We start from the raw sequence: 19144 nt of genomic DNA, 5'->3' as shown, positions 1-19144 counted from the left end.
AGACACCATGAAGCCAACAAAAAAGATACTCACCGCACTGACCACAGCCGCTCTGCTCAGCATGACAGGCCTGAGCCAGGCAGCCTCTCAAAAATGGACAATGACCAGTACCTGGCCCGCCTCCATCGAATTAGTGGAGATGGACAAAAAGTGGGTCGAACTTGCCAATAAGCTGGTCGGCGACGAGCTGAAAATTGAATTCTTTGAAGGCGGCTCTCTTGTCCCAACCGGTGAAGTCTTTAGCGCGGTAGAGTCCGGCACCATTCAGGCCGGTGCCGACTGGCCTGGCTATTGGGCCGGCCGTAACCCGGCTTTCTCTCCGCTAGCCACGCACTCGAGCTTGTTCAATGCCATTGACTATGCCAACTGGATCAAAGAATGGGGCGGTGCCGAGCTCTATAACGAGATTTACGGTAAATACGGCATGGTTTATCTGCCCTATGCCATTACCAATAATGAATCAGGCTTTCGCACCAACGCCCCCATTCGTAACCTGGAAGAGCTGAAAGGCAAGCGCCTGCGCCTGTCCGGCCTGGAGCAAGGTCAGGTGCTGGAGAAAATCGGTGGCACCCAGGTATCGATGGCTGGCCAGGAACTGTATCAATCCCTGGAGCGCGGCGTCATTGATGGGGCCGAGTTCTCGACTCCCAACGTGGATGTCTCGGCGGGCCTGCATCAAGTCACCAAGCACTGGTCCACACCCGGTTGGCATCAATCTGCCTCTGTCTTTGGCGTCATGATCAATAAAGCAGCTTGGGATGCCTTGAGCGACACCACCAAGGAAAAACTGAAGATTGCCGCCGACGCGACCATGATGTGGTCCATTGCCTTTACCGAAAAACGAGCCACCGAAGGTTTGCGTACCTTCCAAAAAGCGGGCGTTCAGATCCACCGCATGGACGATGACAGCCTGAAAACCATTCAGCAAGTGACCAACGAGGTCATGATTTCCGTGGCCTGCAGCAACCCCGATGCCGCCAAAGTCTATGCCAGCCAGATTGAATATCTGCAAGACTACAAAGACTGGCGCGAAACCTCCATGCCCTTTAATCTGGGACGCCCGATTGATGGCCCTGACCTGGAAAAAATCAAGGCCTGCATGAAGTAAGCGCCTGCTCATTCACTGGTCAAAAAACGATAGTGGTTCGCCACTATCGTTTTTTAACTCGCCAAACCCTGCAACCATGAGACCGTCATGAGTTTGATCTCTTTACCCGGCAGCTTACTGATTGGTGGTGGCGTGCTAGGGCAACTACCCGATTTGCTGCGCTCGATGCACTGCCAGAAATCGCTTCTCATTACCGACCCCACCATGGTCTCGCTGGGCCATCCACAGCGGGTCCAGACTTTGCTGGCCCAGCACCGCATACACTGCGATATCTTTTCCGAGACCGTCCCCGAACCCACCGCCGCCTCGATTCAGGCCGGTGTTGTTCAAGCCAGCAGCGATACCTACGATGTCTTGATTGCCTTGGGCGGTGGCAGCCCGATTGATAGCGCCAAAGCCATCTCCGTTCTGAGCCGTCATGGCGGCACGATCAGAGACTACGCCGTTCCGGCTCTGGTCACCCGCAAAGGGCTGGCTCTGATTGCCATCCCCACTACGGCCGGCACCGGCTCTGAATTCACCCGTTTCACCATCATCACCGACGAACAAAACGACGAAAAGCTGCTCTGCACAGGCCCAGCCTTTGTACCGGATGCAGCACTGATCGACTATGAGTTGACTCTGACCGTCCCGCCACGCACGACTGCCGACACGGGTATTGATGCCATGACACACGCTATCGAAGCGTATGTCAGCCGCAAGGCCAATGCCTACAGTGACAGCCAGGCCTTGGCGGCAATGAACCTGATCGGTCCCAACCTGGAGCGAGTCTACCAGGACGGTCAAAACCGTCCCGCCCGTGAAGCCATGATGCTAGGAGCGAGCCTGGCAGGGGCTGCCTTTTCTGCCGCTTCAGTGGCCCTGGTGCATGGTATGAGCCGCCCCATCGGCGCCTTCTTTCATGTTCCGCATGGTCTGTCCAATGCCATCCTGCTCCCAACGGTCACGGCCTTCTCCATCCCGGCCGCCCCTGAACGCTATGCCCAATGTGCCCGAGCCTTAGGGTTCGCTGCGCCTGAGGATAACGACACCCTGGCCAATCAAAAACTACTGAGCACCTTGCAGCAGCTTAACCAGAATTTGCAGGTTCCCAGCCTACGTGCCCTCGGTATTGAGCAATCACACTTTGACTCTCTGTGCCCAACCATGGCTCAACAGGCCCTGGCTTCAGGATCACCCAGCAATAATCCCCGGCTTGCGTCTCAAGAAGAGATTGAGGCCCTGTATGCTCAACTCTGGACCTAAGCGGCCTTCAAGAACAGTCGTGTCTTGACCCACTCCTGCTGGTCGCAACGAAAATAAAAAATAAACCCCAAATCAAAAAACGTGGGGTCCATCAGCCGTCTGAATCGTGATAAACACGATCGTTTTTTTTGCGCCCGCCAATCAGGGTTGGCCTGTTTTGATCACTACAAGACCTCCAGAAAAGCACGTAAAGCCTGGATTTCCTCCTCACTCAAGTTCAGCTCCCGGATCCGTTCCGATTTGCGCGGCACCAAAGGGCCGGTTTCTTTAGGACCCGGCCCCATCGCCACATCATACATACGCAGCAAGCCATCCAAGCTGGGGAATAAACCATTGTGCATCCAGGGGCCAGCCTTGGAAACATTGCGCAGGCTGGGAGTGCGAAACAAGCCCAGATCAACAGGATCTCGGGTCCACTCGAACCGCCCCAAGTCCTGCAAACGACGCCCATAAAAAGACAGGCCTATATTGTGAAAACCATTGTCCGTCAACATGGAACCGTGATGACAGTTCATGCAACGCGCCTTGGTACGAAACAGGTGCAGGCCGATCAGCTCCTGGTCACTCAAAGCGGCCGTATCCCCGGCGATAAAGTCATCAAAACGTGTGACAGCCGGACGGATAGTGACCACATAGGCAGCCAAGGCTCGGGCCAGTCGCCTGGCGTCGATGGGGTTAGAGGCAGATGCACCAAAAGCGTGTTGAAAAGCCTGTCTATAGTCTTCTGAATCCTGCAAACGCGGCATCAAATCACTCAAGGCATGGTTCATTTCTACCGGGTTTTCAATAGGGCCGACGACTTGCTCCTGCAAGGTGTTGGCACGGCCATCCCAGAACAGAGCTTTGGCAAAAGGCGCAGCAAACAAGGGCGGAGTACGACGTTTTCCCATCAAACCATCCTCCCCGACGGCGGAGGCCTTGCCATCGGTAAAGGACTTGTCCGGCTGATGACAGGACGCACAAGAGATCTGTTTTTTGCGGGACAGTTGCTTGTCAAAAAACAGCCGGGCCCCCAAGGAGACGATCTGCGTGTTCCTGGCATCCTCTGCCGCCTCAGGCTGGGCGCTGGAACCCGGCCCAGGCACTGGCCCCCATTCTTGCCAGGGCTGCCCCGGATCAATGGTGGGCGCAGGCCATTGAGCGGGGATGTTTTTATAGAGGCTGCGTAGACACTGGGCCTCCAGCCTGTCCGTAACTCGACAAGATGGATCTGTTGTCTCCGCCGCGCAAGTTGCTCCTGGCAGCACGGTTGCCAGTGCCACCATCAGCAAACTTGCGCCTGCTCGCCCCCTTTTTAATACCGATAGGAAGCACGCAACCACAGCTCTCGTCCTGTGCGATAAAGGTTCGGGTTCAGCACCGAAGTCGGTGTCGAGACCACGATGGGCGCTTGCTTGTCCAGCACATTCAGCACATCCAGCCCCAGACCCAACCCCTTGAACATGGCCGGCTCCCAGTCCAGACGCATATCCCAGGTCCAGTAAGAACCGACCCGACCAGACTCGTACTTCTCCAGTCCATCACCGTGATTCAGACCCACATAGTGCACATCCATGCGCGCACTGTTCCAGTTGATCCGGTTACTCATCTGCAAGCCATAACGCGCCCACCTGCCAGTCACACCGGCACTGACTCGCCAAGGCTGGTTGTAGTCCCCCACGGGACGATCACCCCGGCGTATCCGGTCGCCGTTGTAATAGATGTTCTCCTCCTGTGCCTCGGCCTCGCCGTCGTAGCCGTCAGCCAACTTGGTATTGCGCTTGCTGTGCTGATAGGTCACATCCATCCGCGCTGTCCACAGGCTCTCACCCAAGGTCCAAGGGGCCGTGCTCATCAGGCTCAAGGTAAAAGCATCTGTTTTGGACTTGCCGTTGTTCGTGTAGGTGTAGCCTGTCTTGGCCTGCCCTTCGAGAGAGACCTGTTGACGGCCATAGCGGCGTACATAGGCCAGCTCGGCGGCCACCTTGCTCGATAGCTGCTGCTGCAAACGCAAGGCCCACTCGTCGTCATACGGGGTTTTCAGTCCATCCAGCTTGTAGGCCGTGTGCGAGGGGCGGTCGACCGGTTTGCCTCCTGTCACCAACAAAGTGTGTAGCTGACTCTTGCGCTCACGCATGGCGATTCCTAGAACATCCATGCCGTAATAACGCGACCAGCCACCTGACAGACGGGTTTCACCCGTTCCCAGCACATCCCATTCCAGCAAGGTACGGGGGGCCAGGTTGGTATTGCCAAAGTAGTTATCTCTATCCATGCGCAAGCCCGTTGTCAGGGCCAGGCGTTGCCAGGACAGGCGATCCGACACGTAAACAGACGCATTGGTGTAGCTGACCCCCACCTCTCCAGCACGGTAGAAATTCAAGACCTGCACCTTGTTGGGCTGCCCATCGCTGTAATGGCGCTTTTGACCACCGTAGGCGTCCTGATCGCGGACAAACTCTCCCTTGGTATGGGCCAGCTCAAAACCCACATAAGGCGTATGTTCAATGGCCCCGGTCTGAAACGGTTTGAACTCCAGTCGGGACTTCAAGGTCAGATTACGTTGCTCGGTCGACTCCTGCCCGAAACCACCGCTGATATAGGTGTAGTCAGGGCGGCCATTCGGCTGAAACACCATATTGACCATATATTCCGTGCCGTCGGAATTACGGTAGCTGTTCATCTGGTCGTAACCCAGTTGCAAGCGCCCCTGCCCCCAGCCAAAATCATGGTTCAGGTCAAAGCCCAGACCATAGGCTTTTTGTTGATGCTGCCACTGCACCCGATTGGTCAGGATGCCGGAATCCACCAGGTCCTCGCGTCGATCCGCGTACTTGAAAATCAAGGCAGAATCCGTGCTGGCATTCCAACGGGTATGGACTTTGGCGAACACATTATCGACGCGGTCTTTGGAGTTCGTCTTCATATCCATGAACTCCTTGTTGTGCAGCACGCTCATGGTGCGATCAATGCTGGATTCACGCCGGGATACATTGATCAAGGCCGCAGTATTGTCGGTAATACCCACATCCAGCATGGCGGACGAAAAACGCTTGGTCCAGGCGGGCGTAAAACCCGGTTCACCCGCCTCAAACTTGTCCTTCTGCTTCTCAGGCACAGTCTGCGAGGTCAGCCCGGAGGAGTTGTAGCTGAAGTCCGCACGGAAGCTGTTATCACCCTTGGGATCTCGCACCTTGGCATCGACCACGCCCCCGGTAAAACGGCCATACTCCACGGGAATGCTGCTATCGAGCACCGTCACACTTTCCAGCATGTGAGTATCCAGGTTGTAAGCCTGGGAGTAGGCGGGCACGTTGCCAACTTGCAGGTTCAAATTACGGCTGGCCGGATCAATCTGATTGGTGGAACTGATGCCATCAATCTGGAACTGATTCTGGAAGGGGCTGGCTCCATAAAAGCTGATGTCTTCCAATGCCAAAGAGCCACGATTCGCACTGGTTTTGTCGGCTTCGTTCTGACGAATGGCCGGGTTGTCTGCCAGAAGGCTGGACAAATCACGATTACCCGCCGCACGTTGATCCAGTTCCTCGCGGGAATAGCGACGCTCCCCAACACGCTGACCGTGGACGCGGACAGGCTCCAGCACGGACAAGCCTTTGGCAACAGGGGCGGTCACAATCGCATAACGCTGATCGCCCTGGGCTCGCGCCGCCAGCCCCCAAGGGACCAGCAAGGTGTCCAAAGCCTGCTCAACTGTCAATTCGCCCTGTAAGGCCACAGCCTGTTTTTCCCGCACTTGAGCCGGTGAAAACGCAATCTCCACCTGAGCCTGGCGACCTATCTGCAAGAGTGCATCGGCCAAAGGCTGAGACGCCATATCCAGCATGATCGGCCCGGCAGCGTGGGCCTGAATGGGGGAGGTCACCAGCAACATACTGGCCAACACAACAGCCAGCCGCCCTTGCGTCAGGCGCGAATGCTGGGGAGAAAAAAAAGAGTCGGTTGCCACGCCGGAACGAACTTGCCTGCGCAAGGCAAAAAGAGCCAGCGTGTCCTGTAAAGCGCACTTCATGATGGAGCATCCTCTATAAACAACTACCCTCAGGACGCTGTGCTACTCCTCCTCCCTCACCCCTGATTGCCATCGTATTTTTTTATTGATAATAATTATCATTAGTAAATAACTATAAGCCCCGGTAACTCCTTGATTTGCAAGCCTTGGCCCGCGGTCAGCAAGTTCAGGGCGGCGGCTGGACGAGTCGCTTGCACCACACCGGACACTCGCGTTGAGCCCACCTGCTCGCTGCCAATCCAGATCACTCGATGTGTGTATTCCCCCAACTGACGGACCACTTCCCGCAAGCTGACATCATCAAAGCTCAACAAGCCGTTGGTCCAGGCTGGGGCCGCTTCCGCTTGTGTGGAAGCCGTAGACTGAGTGAACTGCGCCTGCAGTTGCCCGCCCGCTACCGTGGCGCTGTCCCCCGGCTGCAAGATTACAGGCTGTGAGGTATCGCAAGACTGGCACTGCACCTGCACGGTATGTTCGTATACCGCCACGGCGCTGATCTGATCGTTAAGACTGACCTCGTAGCGTGTTCCCAAAGCCGTCGCCTGTGCCGGACCGGCCTGCACGGTGAACGGACCTGTCTGGGGCGAAGCAGGCACCACCTGAAAGAAGACGCGCCCCGACTCCACGCTGACTTGTCGTTGGCCATTTTCAAAATTCAGACGCACACGCGTCTGTGCGTCCAGAATCGCCACCGAACCATCCGGCAGGCTTAACTGGGTGATCTCCACCCCGCTGCGGATCGAGCCTTGCAGCTCAAACATCTGCCAGCCGTAAAAAGATGCGCCCATCAAAACACAGGCACTGGCCAGCGCCTTGACACGGGATTTTCGCTTTTTACGGGCGATGGGCAGCACCGACACCTGATCCAGTCGCCGCCAACTGGCCACCAAAGCATCGTAGGTTTGAGCATGTAAAGGATCAGCCCCATACCAGGCATCGAACTGAGCCAGGGTGTCCGGCTCCAGCTTGGCACCTTCTTTGCGCACCACCCAGCGGGCGGCATCTTCGTCTACACGGCTCCAGGCCGAATCTGGCTGTGTATTCATCCTGCGGAATTAAAGACCTGATGCGCCACCAACAAAATACGCATCATGTGTTTTTCAATCGTGCTCTCGGACACCGACAGCTTCTGGGCAATCTGCGCGTAGCTCATCTCTTCACAGCGATGCATCATAAAAATACGCACGCTGCGCTGGGACTGAGCCATCAGGGCCTGCTCCAGACGTTTCAAGGTTTCCTTGGCCTGCACTTCTTCGTACGTATCCGGCGCATGGTGATGGGCGACACTCAAGGCATAGCCATCGAACGCAGCCTGCTCGCGTGTTTGACGCCGATACCAATCCGCCGCGATATTGGCGGCAACTTTGAACACATAGGCTCTGTGGTTGTCCGCTGTGACCTGCTTACCCTTCTCCAACAAACGCAGCCACGTGTCATGCGCGCAGTCTTGCGCCAGTTCAGAACAATGCGTACGCCTGCGCAGATAGCGGATCAAATCCGGGTAATGGGTCAGGAACGCCGCCGTCAGCTTGGACATAGAAAGACAATCAGATAAGCATATAATTAATAATCATTCTCATTATTATATACACGCCCAGCGCCTTATTTGCTACTATCTGCCATCAATACGCTGGCTGATGGTTGCCGTCGCCTGGATGCCTTCCCCTGTCTGCAGGCATAAAAAAGCGCAGCGTGTCTATACACTGCGCCTGCAAAAAACCCAAGTTTGAGTGCTTAGGCTTTCTTCAAATACATGGCCTTCAACAAGTAGCTGACGCCATCAATCTTGCAATCGACCTCGTGATCACCACGAACCAGGCGGATACCTTTGGCCTTGGCCCCCTTTTTCAAGGTGTTGGAACCTTTTACCTTCAAATCCCGGATCAGAATCACATCGTCGCCAGCGGCCAGCACATTGCCGTTACTGTCTTTGACGAGCAGTTCATCGTCATCGGTGTCTGATTCGGCAGCCGGATCCGCGTCTTGCCATTCATAGCCACAATCGGCACATACCCATTGCTCCGTGTCATGGTAGGTATTTTCCAAGGTGCACTGAGGACAGGGAAGCGGTGTGCTCATATTTTTTCCTGTAAAAAGCTGGGTGCGGCTGCACCAGAAGTGCGGCCAGTTTAGCCCTTTGCACCGGGAAGGCCAAAAACACGGGTCGCCCATACAACCAGGCCACACGTTTCACAGGCACCTGCCTGCGTATTGCGAAACGGTTTTCTGCACCAACGCAAACCTGTTGAGCATCACACTAACAAGGCAACAATCTGTTCAAGCACCATTCCCATACCGCCTGGGCCGACTGTCTGATCGGGGCTGAACGCCTACGCACCAAATAAAAATCCGGCCCCAGGATCCCTGCCTGCGCCACCTGTACCAAGCGCCCGGTAGCCAGATCCGTTGCAGCAAAAGCCTTGCATGCCAAAGCCACACCCTGACCCGCTATGGCGGCGTCCAGTGCCAGCGTTGTCTGGTTGAATACCACGCCCGGCAACTTGCTGCTGGTTTTCAAGAAGGTAGCCCAATGATCGTGGGCATCATGCAATAAGGGCAACACGCGCAACTGTTCAATCGATAAAGGAAGCGTCATGTTTCCTACCAAACGAGGGCTGGCCACGGCCACCAGATCCTGACGAAACAGCAGTTGGGCCTCCAGATCCGCAGAAAATGGCGGGCGAGTCAGGCGCACGGCAATATCAACCTGATCCCGCTCAAAATCCGACAAAGCCTCCGTTGCCACGGTACGCAACTCCACATCGGGCAAGGCCGCCTGCAAATCCCCCAGGCGGGGAATCAGCAATTTGGCCGCCACCGTGGGTGTGACACTGATCGTGACCGTATCCGGGCGCGCCAGCAAACGCCCGGTTGCATCAGCCAAAGTATCAAAAGCACGAGTCACTTCGGCCAGATAGGTTACGCCCGCCAAAGTCAGTTGCAGCCCACGCGGATGACGTTGAAACAGCGCAAGGCCCAAATGCACTTCCAAGGCCCGGACTTGCTGGGCAACAGCGCCTTGAGTTACCCCCAGCTCATCCGCGGCGGCACGGAAACTCAAACGACGGCCAGACACTTCAAAGGCACGCAAGGCATTGAGCGGGGGCAAGGAACGGCGAGATTTCATCATTTTTTGACAGTAATTTTTCTACACCCTTGAAGGCTTATTTATCGCATGATTTTTCTAATGCAGACTGAAATAATAGTATCAATCTCAATACAAGGAGGCTTTCATGACTGTAGAAAAAGTAGCACTGATTAGCGCAGGCGGCTCGGGTATGGGTGCCGCAGCGGCCCGCAAACTGACCCAAGAGGGCTATCACGTCGCCATCCTGTCCTCCTCCGGCAAGGGCGAGGCTTTGGCCAAGGAGTTGGGCGGCATCGGTCTGACCGGATCGAATCAATCCAAGGAGGACTTGCAGCGGCTGGTTGACCTGACCATGCAACGCTGGGGACGTATCGACGCCCTGGTCAGCTCTGCCGGACATGGCCCGCGTGGCCCGGTTCTGGAGATCAGTGACGAAGACTGGCACAAAGGCATGGACGTCTACTTTCTGAATGCCGTGCGTCCAGCACGACTGGTGGCGCCCATCATGGCGGCACAAGGTGGCGGGGCAATTGTGAATATTTCCACAGCCTGGGCGTTTGAGCCTGCGGAGATGTTCCCCACGTCGGCGGTATTTCGCGCCGGACTGGCCAGCTTCACCAAGATTTTTGCGGACAGCTATGCCGCCAAGAATGTACGCATGAACAATGTGCTGCCTGGCTGGATTGATAGCCTGCCCGCCACCGAAGAACGGCGCGCAAGCGTGCCTATGGGGCGTTATGGCAAAGCCGAGGAAATTGCCGCGACGATAGCATTTTTGTTGTCGGATGGCGCTGGCTACATTACGGGCCAAAACATCAAAGTGGATGGTGGGCTGACCCGGTCGGTGTGAGCGCGAAAAAGCTGATCAGGCTGCTGTATTCATACTGGAGAATCGTCTATATGAAGCATGAACGCTAGTGTTCCTTCAAAATCGCCACAATAATAGACTTCAGTGCAGCAATGGCCTCTTCAACACGGTATTCCCCGATGGATACTGACCTGGCAATTTCTTCGATTGCCCCGAAAATGGCAATAAACCTCAGCCTGAGGTCTGCTCCTGTTTTCGTCATGAAACAGCGAAAGATTTCCTCGTATGCATCCGCAAAAAAATCTCTGATACGTAGTCGTATATCCTGATAATCAGGATAGGCCAACAGGGCAGAAACAATCGCTTCATATTGATTGCCGCCGTTGCAGGTGCACTCGATGTATGAGACAACCACTGCCTCAGCCGCACTCTCCATGGTTTTAGCACCGGAGGAAATGGCTGCCTGAGTCGCTGCAATGACCCGCTCGTCGTAGCGTTGATAAAGCTGAAGCAGCAGGCCTTCCCGAGTGGAGAAGTGGTCATACGTAAGAGCTTTTGTCACACCAGCCTTATCGGCAAGAGTGATGAGAGTCAGGGCCTCCGTCCCGTTGGCCCTGACGATACTATCGGCAACGGAGAGCAACTGCTCCCGTCTTTCCTGCTTGGATAAACGTTTGGCCATCACTTTGCCCTCCCTTTTGCAGGGCTGGGAAATACAACAAACATCTGATCCACAAAAATAAACACTGCTATTGCCGAGAGCATCATTTCACCGATTTTATTCAGTTCCGTTTTGAATCGTCTTAAGGTTCGATAAACAAGGCTTTCTGAGCAAGCAGAATAACAATGCGTACTGTAACCAGACCGCCTACGAAGAAAAAGAAGCGAAGAAACTGTGCTCATTATGTTCATCCGTAGCGCGGTCCCTGATATTACAGGGTTAATTGTTTTCGTCACTACTCGCACCAAAGTGGGCATACGCATCGAAGCTAAGGTACAAAAGAAGTTCGCTATATCCTGGGTAAGGATGTATGGCACTTTGCAATCCCTGTAGCGGAATGCCATGCTGCTTCATGACTTGGAGTTCACCGAGTAATTCACAAGCTCGTTCACCCAGGATACTGGCCCCGAGAATGTGGCCATGCTTATCGCACACAACCTTTCCCATACCGACGGTTTTCTGATCAACGACGGCGCGGTCCAGGTCAGAGTATTTGCCCGTGAATACGGTTATTTCATCACCGTAAACGCCTCGGGCCTCCTCTTCCGATAGACCGCAATGCGCCAGTTCAGGCTCCGTAAACGTGCACCAGGCCACCCCGTCCAGGCTGATCGGCTTCGGCGAGTCTGAGCTATACAGATTACGTACAAGCTCTCTTGCCTGATAACCACCGGTGTGCGAGAACAGATAGGGGCCAACCACATCACCAACCGCATAGATACCTGGTGTAGTTGTTTCACAGAAGTCATCCACCTTGATTCCCTTTGCGTCATACTCGACACCCACATCGGAGAGATTGATGGTATCGGTATTAGGTTTTCGTCCCAATGCCAGTAAAAGACTATGGCCTCGAATTTCTTCAATGCTGTCTCCGGCGGCGAAGGACAAAACAATATCAGCGCCCTCCTGCCGAACCGACTTGACTGTGCGGCCAACATAGATCCCCACACCTTCTTTCGATAACATGTCTTGAACTGCACCAACAAACTCTGGCTCCTCACGAGGCAAAACTGTTTCCGCCTGATCTACAAGCTTGACCTTGACCCCCAACCGTTGGAATGCCTGCGACAACTCGACGCCAATGGCGCCAGCGCCCAAGACGATCAGACTCTCCGGCAGGGATTCGAGCTGGAAGATAGTTTCGTTGGTCAAATAGGGAACGCTCTGCAGGCCAGGAATACCCGGCACGATGGGCGACGAGCCGGTCGCAATCACTATCCGGTCTGCCTGGATAGCCTGGCCATCAACCTCAAGCGTCGTGTTATCAATCAAACGGGCAGTGCCATGTCGGTACTCAATACCCGCATCTTGCAACGTGGGTACCGCTTCTGCTTGGTGGGCCTCTTCAATCAATGCCCTGACTTTGCGCATGATCGCAGCGCCATCAATGGCAATTGCAGCATACTTTTGCGCTACGTTGACATCCTTGGCTATCTGGATGAACGCTTTACTTGGGATGCACCCAGCCCATGTGCACTCTCCACCAGGTTTGTGTCTCTCGATGAGAACCACCCGTTTCCCCGCAGAAACGGCAGTCAGTGCCGAATTCAACCCACCGGCACCAGCGCCAATCACAGCCAGATCAAAACTTTGCATGCCTACTCCTAGTCTTTCTAACAAGCACTGCTCATTAGTCATTAACTTACCTTTGGTATATTACCTTTGGTAAGTTATAGAGTAAAGCTCTGTAATCGGATAGATTTAACAAGGCCCAGTGAGGAGGGAATCGTGTGAACAACCAGGTCTGATGAATGACCGCCCCTCGTTTACGGGGTAGAGCCAGTAGAACCTTTAGCAACATGGTGGCGCAACCCAGGCACAACATGACAACGCCGTGCTACGACATGAACTCACGCAATTCTGTATATAGGCCATCGCTCCACGATCTGGTGAACCCCAGATAAAAAAACGCTGTCTGCCAGGATATTGGGGGTTGCTGGCAGACGCCGCCTCAGTCAGGCAAGACCGTTTGTTGAGTGTTCTTGACTCTCGCTCCCCTTGCGGCAACACCACACATGCCGCTTATAGTTAGCGCGCAAATTAATGAGGTGAGTGAACGTCCAATCTACACACTTTGCATTGCACAAAAGTATCCGAAAGGATACAATCAATTCCATGAACACGATCAACCGCAGCGAAACCTTCAGTACCTGGCTGTCAGGCTTGAAAGATCTCCGAGCCAGAGCGAAGATCGTGGTTCGCATCAAACAAGCCAGCCTGGGCAATTTCGGAGACGTAAAGCCAATTAGTGATGGTGTGTATGAAATGCGCATCCACTTCGGTCCTGGCTACCGTCTCTACTATGCTCGTGAGGGCCATGTGGTCTATCTGCTGCTTTGCGGTGGCGACAAGTCCTCCCAAAAACAAGACATCAAAACTGCAATCGCCATGTGGAAACAAACTCAGGAGGATCAGTCATGACCACCCTCAAAACACCCCCCTTCGACGCCGCCGAATATCTTGATAGCGAAGAGGCTATCGCCGAATACCTCTCCGCCGCTTTGGAAGAAAACGATCCAGCCTTGTTCCTCTCTGCGCTTGCAGATGTGGTCAAAGCCCGAGGCATGACAAAAATGGCTAAAGACGCCGGTGTAGGCCGAGAAAGCCTGTACAAGGCTCTTGCTCCGGGCGCCAAGCCACGATATGACACTGTCCTGAAGCTAGCGCGGGCTGCTGGGGTGAAATTAACGGTAGAGCCTATTCATGCTTGAGAAGTAATTGTCGAAGCTAACCAGCAGCGCACCCTTGCCCGCTTTTCATGCCCAACGACGGCGCCATTCCCACGTTGCAACGCGCTCTGGATCATCTGGGTTTATAGACCACCTACTACGGCACGCGCCCCTTGCGCCTGCTCACTTGGATACGGCTCGACAGCTCAACCCGCTAGTGATTTGACCCTGCACAGAAAGCAGGCCGCTCGCATTCGACCCAGAACAGATAGCCCCCAATCATTATCTCGTGTGTTAAGCCGCGATGCGAAGCGGCATTGGCTTGGATGAATTGTTAGCTGATCAACTGCGACCTTTGTCAGCCAACCATTTTTCGATCTGCTGCGGCATGGTTCCATCAATATTCATTGTGTCAAACTGCTTATAGAGCCTACCGGCCAAGTCCGTATGCAGATTGCGCAACGTACGATCCTTGAGCAGCAGAACGTCTTTGCCCATGCCCATCATATAGCCTACCTCTAACGACACATTGGGGTTGAAGTCGTCTTCCGTGATGCGATCAAACACGGCAACACCAAAATCGCAGGCATGCATATACGTCTTGATGTTCGCGAATAGGTCGTCCATGTACTCCTTGTCGTCAGCACGCAGTGCGACGATCCCGCGAGCATTAAGCGAACTCTTTATACACTCGACTACCGCCGCATGGGGTTTCGTTGCGCCAAATTGCATGATGATGAACGCGGTCTTGGTTCCCAAGGGATAGTCCACCCTGAACTTCTCAAGCCCGCTCGCTATTTCCGGCAGGGCCAGAGCTTCATCAGAAATCTTGGGGCGAGCCTTCAACTGTGCTTGGAGTGTGCTGTTTACGTACTCGTTCGCGATCCTCTGCAGGTATGCTTCCATGTCTGGCTGAGCCAGATTTGTACTAATTGAGAAGGCCCAGACAACCTCACCAACCTCAATTCGGGCCGAGTGCACAAGGCTCTGCAGTTCAATGCGACCGTGCTCCGAGAGATTGCGGTAATTGATCTGGTTACCACCCGGAGCGTCAACAAAAACGAAGTGATAGCTCTGCGTGTCTTTCGCGACGAACAGGAATGTGCACCGCTGCACCGAAAGCACGGACGCTGGCATCTGCATGGCTAATGCATATTGCCTCACCTGCTCGCCAAAAACTTTCACAATTTTGTTAGCTACCTGCTGGTCTTTTTCTGATAGATCACCGCCTGTGCTCGCCATACCACCAGACGTAAAAAACTGAATTACAGACACTAAACCTCTCCCGATCAGCTAGTTGAACTTAGACGACAAATATGACTAAGCAATTGCACGAAAAACTTCAGTTAAAGCAAAAAATCTTGATACCAAGACTTTTTGAGTTTCAAAAAGTCGATGCAGGAATGACGATTTTTGTGCGATAGCCACTATTGTAAGAATATTCTTCAGCGAGTGCCGCTTTTAACACAGGCTCTACCATCGTAAACGGGGGACGACCGACATTCATTAGACTTGTTTTTGTGAAGAACACGTTTAATGGAAGCAATGCCGATGTCCCCCCTGGATTCTATCGTAGGTATCCCCGGTCTTGTGGTGCAACAAGTCGAGCGCCAGCGTGATATTCACGTTTGGGCCAAGCCCGCAGAGCGAGCGTCATGCCCGCGTTGTGCCACGCCCTCAGTGCGCATAAAAGCCACGTATCAGCGCACCCTCAAGCACACCCGTCAGGGTAATCAACTGTTGGTGCTGCACCTGAGTGTGCCCAAGTATCACTGTACCGACTACAACCGTTACTTTCGCCATCCGTTTGCTGGCATCCGACCGCGCCTACGCTCGACCGAGACCTACCGCCTGGAGGTCTTCGAGGCGCATGGCGGTGGCGTCAGCCAACGCAAGCTGACCCACACCCATCGGATTGGCAGCACCACCGTCGAACGTTGGTATCAATCCTTCGTCAAGCAACGGGTGTCAGAGCTGTCGAGCCGCAGTTGTCCCCAAGTACTGGGCATTGATGAACACTTTTTCAGCCGCAAACGCGGCTATGCCACGACGCTGGTGGACTTGAAGAACCACAAAGTGTTCGATGTAGTGTTGGGGCGCTCAGAAGCCAGCCTGCGCAGCTATCTGAAGCGTTTGCCGGGCAAGGAGAAAGTGCGGGTGATTGTGATGGATCTATCCGAGACGTATCGCAGAATGGCCCAGCAGTACTTCCCCAACGCCCTGATCGTGGCTGACCGCTTCCATGTGGTTCGATTGGTCAACCAACACCTCATGGCGTACTGGAAGCAGATCGATCCCGAGGGACGCAAGAACCGTGGTCTGATCAGCCTGATGCGCCGTCATCACTGGAAGCTGACGGCCTTGCAGAAAGAGAGGCCGCACCAGTACCTGGCGCAGTCGCCAGGGCTACAAGCCCTGTACTTCGCCAAGCAAAAATTGAACGGATTCCTGGTGATGAAGCATCTGAAGGCCAAACGGGCCAGGCAAATACTGCCCAAATTCCTGGCGCTGATACGGCCGTTCGAGCAAAGTCCGGCCAGGGCACTGGCTGCCACGTTAAAATCGTGGCTTGAGTCCATCGTACGAATGTGGCGCTTTACCAAGTCCAACGGCATCACCGAGGGCTTCCATACGAAAATGGAAATGCTCTCACGTCGTGCGTATGGGTTTAGAAACTTTGAAAACTACCGCCTGAGGGTCTTGGCCCAGTGCGGTTGGAATGGTGTAATCAACCGGGTCTGATGAATGACCATCCCCCATTTACGGGGTAGAGCCAGTATGCCCACCTGGACGCAGGCCATCTGGCACAGTACGCCAATCACGTCACGTTTAGGTCACAGCAAACAACAGGCAAGAAAAAAGCCGCCTAAGAAGGCGGCTTTAAAACCTTGATAAACAAGGATAATTCTGGTGGCGCATCCCTGATTCGAACAGGGGACCTGCGGATTATGATTCCGTCGCTCTAACCTGCTGAGCTAATGCGCCGAAGAAGAAATTATAGCAAGGTTTCGTCTTTTGGCAAGCACTTATCTCGAATTTTTTTCATCTTTTTGATGATTTTCTCTTATGAGATTGCTAAACCCTTGTATTCATTGAGCTTACCCATTTTCAGGCGCCCTTACCCAGGCGCAGCATATACTACAAAAAGTAAGAAACCCAGCTATCCGCCCTTCTCTCCCCCCTTGCGCGCTATCAATCCTGTTTGTCATTCTCTGTTGCTACACTGCCTGCTCGGCGCTAGATCCGTCTTTCTTTAATGACTCGTCCGTGATCCGGACTTTCCACAGGAACTTTGTTTATGGCCAGTACGCTTGCTATTGTTGTCTCGCTTTTGCTGCTGATGTTTTTTGCTTATCGGGGGGTGACGGTTCTGTTGCTGGCTCCCTTGATGGCCGCCTTGGCTGTGCTGCTCTCGGGGGACTCCGGGTTTTTGTTGCCCATCTACACCTCCACCTTCATGAGCGCCCTTAGCGGCTATGTGCTTCAGTTCTTACCCATCTTCCTGTTAGGTGCCTTGTTTGGCCAATTGATGGCAGACTCCGGAGCGGCTCAGGCAATTGCGCAATGGATTACACACAAGCTGGGGCATCGCCATGCGATTGCCACCATTGTGCTGGTATGCGGCGTACTGACGTATGGGGGGGTGTCCTTGTTTGTGGTGGCCTTTGCCATCTACCCGATTGCCAAGGATCTGTTTCGTGCAGCGGGCATTCCCAAGCGTTTGATCCCGGCTTCGATTGCCTTGGGTTCCTTCACCTTCACCATGACGGCTCTGCCTGGCACGCCGGCCATTCAGAACGCGATTCCTATTCCTTACTACGGCACTAACGTGTTTGCGGCCCCTGGCCTGGGGATTATTGGTGCTTTGATCATGGCTTTGGGTGGCTTGTGGTGGTTGCAATCGCGTGCGCGCAAAGCGATTGCCAATGGCGAGACCTATGGCGATCACGGGCAGGATCATTTGGATGCCAGCCCCGAGGACAGCACGCACAGCCAGAAACCCATGCCCATTTTCCTGGCTATCCTGCCTTTGATTCTGGTGATTGGCATCAATGCCTTGTTTACCTATCGCATTTTCCCCGGCACGAACTTTACGTTCATGGCCGAGCGTTTTCCTCAAGTTGATCCTGCCAAGATTACGGGTCTGTGGGCGCTGATTATCGCCTTGATTACAGCCAGTCTGGTACTGATCATCAGTCGCCTGGGTCACTGGAAGAGCCTGCGCGAGAGCATCAACAAAGGCGTGTTTGGTTTTATGCTGCCTTTGTTCAATACAGCCTCTGAAGTTGGTTACGGTGCAGTCATTGCCAGCCTGGCAGGTTTTGCGATTATTCGGGACTTTGTCTTGAACGTGGCCCCCGGCAATCCGCTGATTTCGGAAGCGGTCGCCATGACCACGCTGGCCGGGATTACGGGTTCGTCCTCGGGTGGTTTGAGCATTGCCTTGCAGACGCTGGGTTCGGACTATCTGGCGATGGCTCAGCAGGCGGGCATCAGCCCTGAACTACTGCACCGTGTGGCGGTGATGGCAGCGGGTGGTCTAGATACGCTCCCCCATTGCGGCGCGATCATTACCTTGCTGTCCATCTGCAAGCTCAATCACCGCCAGTCCTATGGCAATATCGCCATGGTGACCATGGTGACGCCTTTGATTGCGCTGATTGCGGTCATCACACTGGGGACGATTTTTGGCAGCTTCTAAGAAAGCTTAAAAAGCAGACTCTCTATAAAGCAGCGATGTGCGGATTTCCGCCTCGCTGCTTTTTTTATGGGCCTATCTTTTCTTCGCGAAAATCCGTAACGCTTTGCCATCCGGCATCCCCCCTCAGCGTGCTAGGATTCAGGAATCTGGTCCCGAGTTATCAAGATCAATCATCAGGAGCACGCCATGAACTACACCTACACCCTTAATGAGTTAGGCACTGAGGCCATTCGTCAGTTTGTTCTGGATCGTGGCCAGCCTGATCTGAACCTGCAGGCCTATATGGCCGCCGCCGAGGTCGAAGCTGACAATTTCAATGCAGGTGGCAGCCAACGCGGCCAGATAGAGATCGACTCCAACTGCAGCAAGGACGGTTTAACCCACACGTTGCTACTGGAAAAACACTGGTTTGCGACCCAGCCTGTTCCTGAAACTCCCAGCGAGGACAGCTTCTTCTAATAAAGGCAGATTTGTCTACGAGTACATCATCACTAGACAGACACAAGCCCCGCTCTATTAACATTGGCCCAGGCAAGCCCCAACGCGTGTCTGGGCCTGAAACCATCTGAAAGGCCACCGCAGCTCTATAGAGACACAAATCTATTGCCGTAGGCGCTGTGATCCATTCGAGTGTTGGAGCACGATCAGAGGAAAAGCGGCCTGCGATCAGCAACTCACCATGAATGATTTAGCTCAACAACAACAACAACAACAACAACAACAACAACAACAACAACAACAACAACAACAACAACAACAACAACAACAACAACAACAACAACAACAACAAC

Annotated in this window: 17 protein-coding genes and 1 tRNA gene; 8 read left to right on the top strand and 10 right to left on the bottom strand. The window is 54.1% G+C overall.

Going from position 1 to position 19144, the window contains the following annotated elements; genetic code table 11:
• Positions 1 to 7: 7 nt before the first annotated feature.
• Positions 8 to 1108 carry a TRAP transporter substrate-binding protein DctP gene (gene dctP, locus ACDI13_RS15035; protein WP_316989966.1) on the top strand — a complete coding sequence of 367 codons (1101 nt, stop codon included), beginning with the start codon at positions 8 to 10 and terminating at the stop codon, positions 1106 to 1108.
• Positions 1109 to 1195: 87 nt separating this feature from the next.
• On the top strand, positions 1196 to 2353 hold the full coding sequence (locus ACDI13_RS15030; RefSeq protein ID WP_316989965.1) for an iron-containing alcohol dehydrogenase: 1158 nt from the start codon (positions 1196 to 1198) through the stop codon (positions 2351 to 2353).
• A gap of 164 nt (positions 2354 to 2517) precedes the next feature.
• Here the strand turns inward: ACDI13_RS15030 and ACDI13_RS15025 are convergent, their stop codons facing one another.
• The 6 genes from ACDI13_RS15025 to ACDI13_RS15000 form a co-directional block, all read right to left on the bottom strand.
• On the bottom strand, positions 2518 to 3618 hold the full coding sequence (locus tag ACDI13_RS15025) for a cytochrome c peroxidase (protein ID WP_316989964.1): 1101 nt from the start codon (positions 3616 to 3618) through the stop codon (positions 2518 to 2520).
• Positions 3619 to 3647: 29 nt separating this feature from the next.
• Positions 3648 to 6365 (bottom strand): TonB-dependent receptor plug domain-containing protein, encoded by a 2718-nt coding sequence (locus ACDI13_RS15020; RefSeq protein WP_316989963.1) that lies wholly within the window; start codon positions 6363 to 6365, stop codon positions 3648 to 3650.
• Positions 6366 to 6466: 101 nt separating this feature from the next.
• Complete coding sequence (locus tag ACDI13_RS15015) at positions 6467 to 7411, bottom strand: FecR domain-containing protein (RefSeq protein ID WP_316989962.1); 945 nt, start codon at positions 7409 to 7411, stop codon at positions 6467 to 6469.
• Entirely contained in the window at positions 7408 to 7902 is a 495-nt protein-coding gene (locus ACDI13_RS15010; RefSeq protein WP_316989961.1) for an RNA polymerase sigma factor, read from the bottom strand. The genes ACDI13_RS15015 and ACDI13_RS15010 overlap by 4 nt, the downstream gene beginning before the upstream one ends.
• 197 nt (positions 7903 to 8099) lie before the next feature.
• Positions 8100 to 8444, bottom strand: a complete 345-nt coding sequence (locus tag ACDI13_RS15005; protein ID WP_316989960.1) for a zinc ribbon domain-containing protein YjdM — start codon at positions 8442 to 8444, stop codon at positions 8100 to 8102.
• Between the two features lie 178 nt (positions 8445 to 8622).
• A complete protein-coding gene (locus tag ACDI13_RS15000) occupies positions 8623 to 9495 on the bottom strand; it encodes a LysR substrate-binding domain-containing protein (protein ID WP_316989959.1) in 873 nt (290 codons plus the stop codon).
• Positions 9496 to 9598: 103 nt separating this feature from the next.
• Here ACDI13_RS15000 and ACDI13_RS14995 point away from each other — a divergent pair, with 103 nt between their 5' ends.
• Positions 9599 to 10303: an SDR family oxidoreductase gene (locus ACDI13_RS14995; RefSeq protein ID WP_316989958.1), complete on the top strand. Its 705-nt coding sequence runs from the start codon at positions 9599 to 9601 to the stop codon at positions 10301 to 10303.
• Between the two features lie 64 nt (positions 10304 to 10367).
• On the opposite strand, the gene ACDI13_RS14990 is transcribed toward ACDI13_RS14995, so the two are convergent.
• Entirely contained in the window at positions 10368 to 10943 is a 576-nt protein-coding gene (locus tag ACDI13_RS14990) for a TetR/AcrR family transcriptional regulator (protein ID WP_316989957.1), read from the bottom strand.
• A gap of 258 nt (positions 10944 to 11201) precedes the next feature.
• Entirely contained in the window at positions 11202 to 12578 is a 1377-nt protein-coding gene (locus tag ACDI13_RS14985; RefSeq protein ID WP_316989956.1) for an FAD-dependent oxidoreductase, read from the bottom strand.
• 519 nt (positions 12579 to 13097) lie between these two features.
• On the opposite strand from ACDI13_RS14985, the gene ACDI13_RS14980 reads away from it, so the two are divergent.
• On the top strand, positions 13098 to 13403 hold the full coding sequence (locus ACDI13_RS14980) for a type II toxin-antitoxin system RelE/ParE family toxin (RefSeq protein WP_316989955.1): 306 nt from the start codon (positions 13098 to 13100) through the stop codon (positions 13401 to 13403).
• Complete coding sequence (locus tag ACDI13_RS14975; protein WP_316989954.1) at positions 13400 to 13693, top strand: addiction module antidote protein; 294 nt, start codon at positions 13400 to 13402, stop codon at positions 13691 to 13693. Before ACDI13_RS14980 ends, ACDI13_RS14975 begins: the two co-directional genes overlap by 4 nt.
• Positions 13694 to 13993: 300 nt before the next feature.
• Here ACDI13_RS14975 and ACDI13_RS14970 read toward each other — a convergent pair whose 3' ends face one another.
• A complete protein-coding gene (locus tag ACDI13_RS14970) occupies positions 13994 to 14926 on the bottom strand; it encodes a hypothetical protein (protein ID WP_316989953.1) in 933 nt (310 codons plus the stop codon).
• 276 nt (positions 14927 to 15202) lie between these two features.
• Between ACDI13_RS14970 and ACDI13_RS14965 the strand changes: the two genes are divergently transcribed.
• Complete coding sequence (locus ACDI13_RS14965) at positions 15203 to 16393, top strand: ISL3 family transposase (protein WP_316989952.1); 1191 nt, start codon at positions 15203 to 15205, stop codon at positions 16391 to 16393.
• Between the two features lie 166 nt (positions 16394 to 16559).
• On the opposite strand, the gene ACDI13_RS14960 is transcribed toward ACDI13_RS14965, so the two are convergent.
• Positions 16560 to 16636, bottom strand: a tRNA-Met gene (locus tag ACDI13_RS14960).
• 313 nt (positions 16637 to 16949) lie between these two features.
• Here ACDI13_RS14960 and ACDI13_RS14955 point away from each other — a divergent pair.
• Both ACDI13_RS14955 and ACDI13_RS14950 read left to right on the top strand, forming a co-directional pair.
• Positions 16950 to 18353, top strand: coding sequence for a GntP family permease (locus ACDI13_RS14955; RefSeq protein WP_316989951.1), 1404 nt, complete (start codon positions 16950 to 16952; stop codon positions 18351 to 18353).
• Positions 18354 to 18539: 186 nt separating this feature from the next.
• Positions 18540 to 18812, top strand: a complete 273-nt coding sequence (locus ACDI13_RS14950; protein ID WP_094196159.1) for a hypothetical protein — start codon at positions 18540 to 18542, stop codon at positions 18810 to 18812.
• Positions 18813 to 19144 lie beyond the last annotated feature (332 nt).

The sequence above is a fragment of the Alcaligenes faecalis genome (assembly GCF_041521385.1).
GTDB lineage: Bacteria > Pseudomonadota > Gammaproteobacteria > Burkholderiales > Burkholderiaceae_B > Alcaligenes > Alcaligenes faecalis_E.
This window is presented reverse-complemented; position numbering and strand designations above follow the sequence as displayed.

Bases quoted from the DNA above. Each gene is read 5' to 3' on its own strand.
- ACDI13_RS14985 (WP_316989956.1), bottom strand. From the start codon at position 12,578: ATGCAAAGTTTTGATCTGGCTGTGATTGGCGCTGGTGCCGGTGGGTTG.
- ACDI13_RS14975 (WP_316989954.1), top strand. From the start codon at position 13,400: ATGACCACCCTCAAAACACCCCCCTTCGACGCCGCCGAATATCTTGAT.
- ACDI13_RS15015 (WP_316989962.1), bottom strand. From the start codon at position 7,411: ATGAATACACAGCCAGATTCGGCCTGGAGCCGTGTAGACGAAGATGCC.
- ACDI13_RS14965 (WP_316989952.1), top strand. From the start codon at position 15,203: ATGTCCCCCCTGGATTCTATCGTAGGTATCCCCGGTCTTGTGGTGCAA.
- ACDI13_RS14990 (WP_316989957.1), bottom strand. From the start codon at position 10,943: ATGGCCAAACGTTTATCCAAGCAGGAAAGACGGGAGCAGTTGCTCTCC.
- ACDI13_RS14980 (WP_316989955.1), top strand. From the start codon at position 13,098: ATGAACACGATCAACCGCAGCGAAACCTTCAGTACCTGGCTGTCAGGC.
- ACDI13_RS15030 (WP_316989965.1), top strand. From the start codon at position 1,196: ATGAGTTTGATCTCTTTACCCGGCAGCTTACTGATTGGTGGTGGCGTG.
- ACDI13_RS15005 (WP_316989960.1), bottom strand. From the start codon at position 8,444: ATGAGCACACCGCTTCCCTGTCCTCAGTGCACCTTGGAAAATACCTAC.
- ACDI13_RS15020 (WP_316989963.1), bottom strand. From the start codon at position 6,365: ATGAAGTGCGCTTTACAGGACACGCTGGCTCTTTTTGCCTTGCGCAGG.
- ACDI13_RS15025 (WP_316989964.1), bottom strand. From the start codon at position 3,618: ATGGTGGCACTGGCAACCGTGCTGCCAGGAGCAACTTGCGCGGCGGAG.
- ACDI13_RS14950 (WP_094196159.1), top strand. From the start codon at position 18,540: ATGAACTACACCTACACCCTTAATGAGTTAGGCACTGAGGCCATTCGT.
- ACDI13_RS15000 (WP_316989959.1), bottom strand. From the start codon at position 9,495: ATGATGAAATCTCGCCGTTCCTTGCCCCCGCTCAATGCCTTGCGTGCC.
- ACDI13_RS14955 (WP_316989951.1), top strand. From the start codon at position 16,950: ATGGCCAGTACGCTTGCTATTGTTGTCTCGCTTTTGCTGCTGATGTTT.
- ACDI13_RS15010 (WP_316989961.1), bottom strand. From the start codon at position 7,902: ATGTCCAAGCTGACGGCGGCGTTCCTGACCCATTACCCGGATTTGATC.
- ACDI13_RS14995 (WP_316989958.1), top strand. From the start codon at position 9,599: ATGACTGTAGAAAAAGTAGCACTGATTAGCGCAGGCGGCTCGGGTATG.
- dctP (WP_316989966.1), top strand. From the start codon at position 8: ATGAAGCCAACAAAAAAGATACTCACCGCACTGACCACAGCCGCTCTG.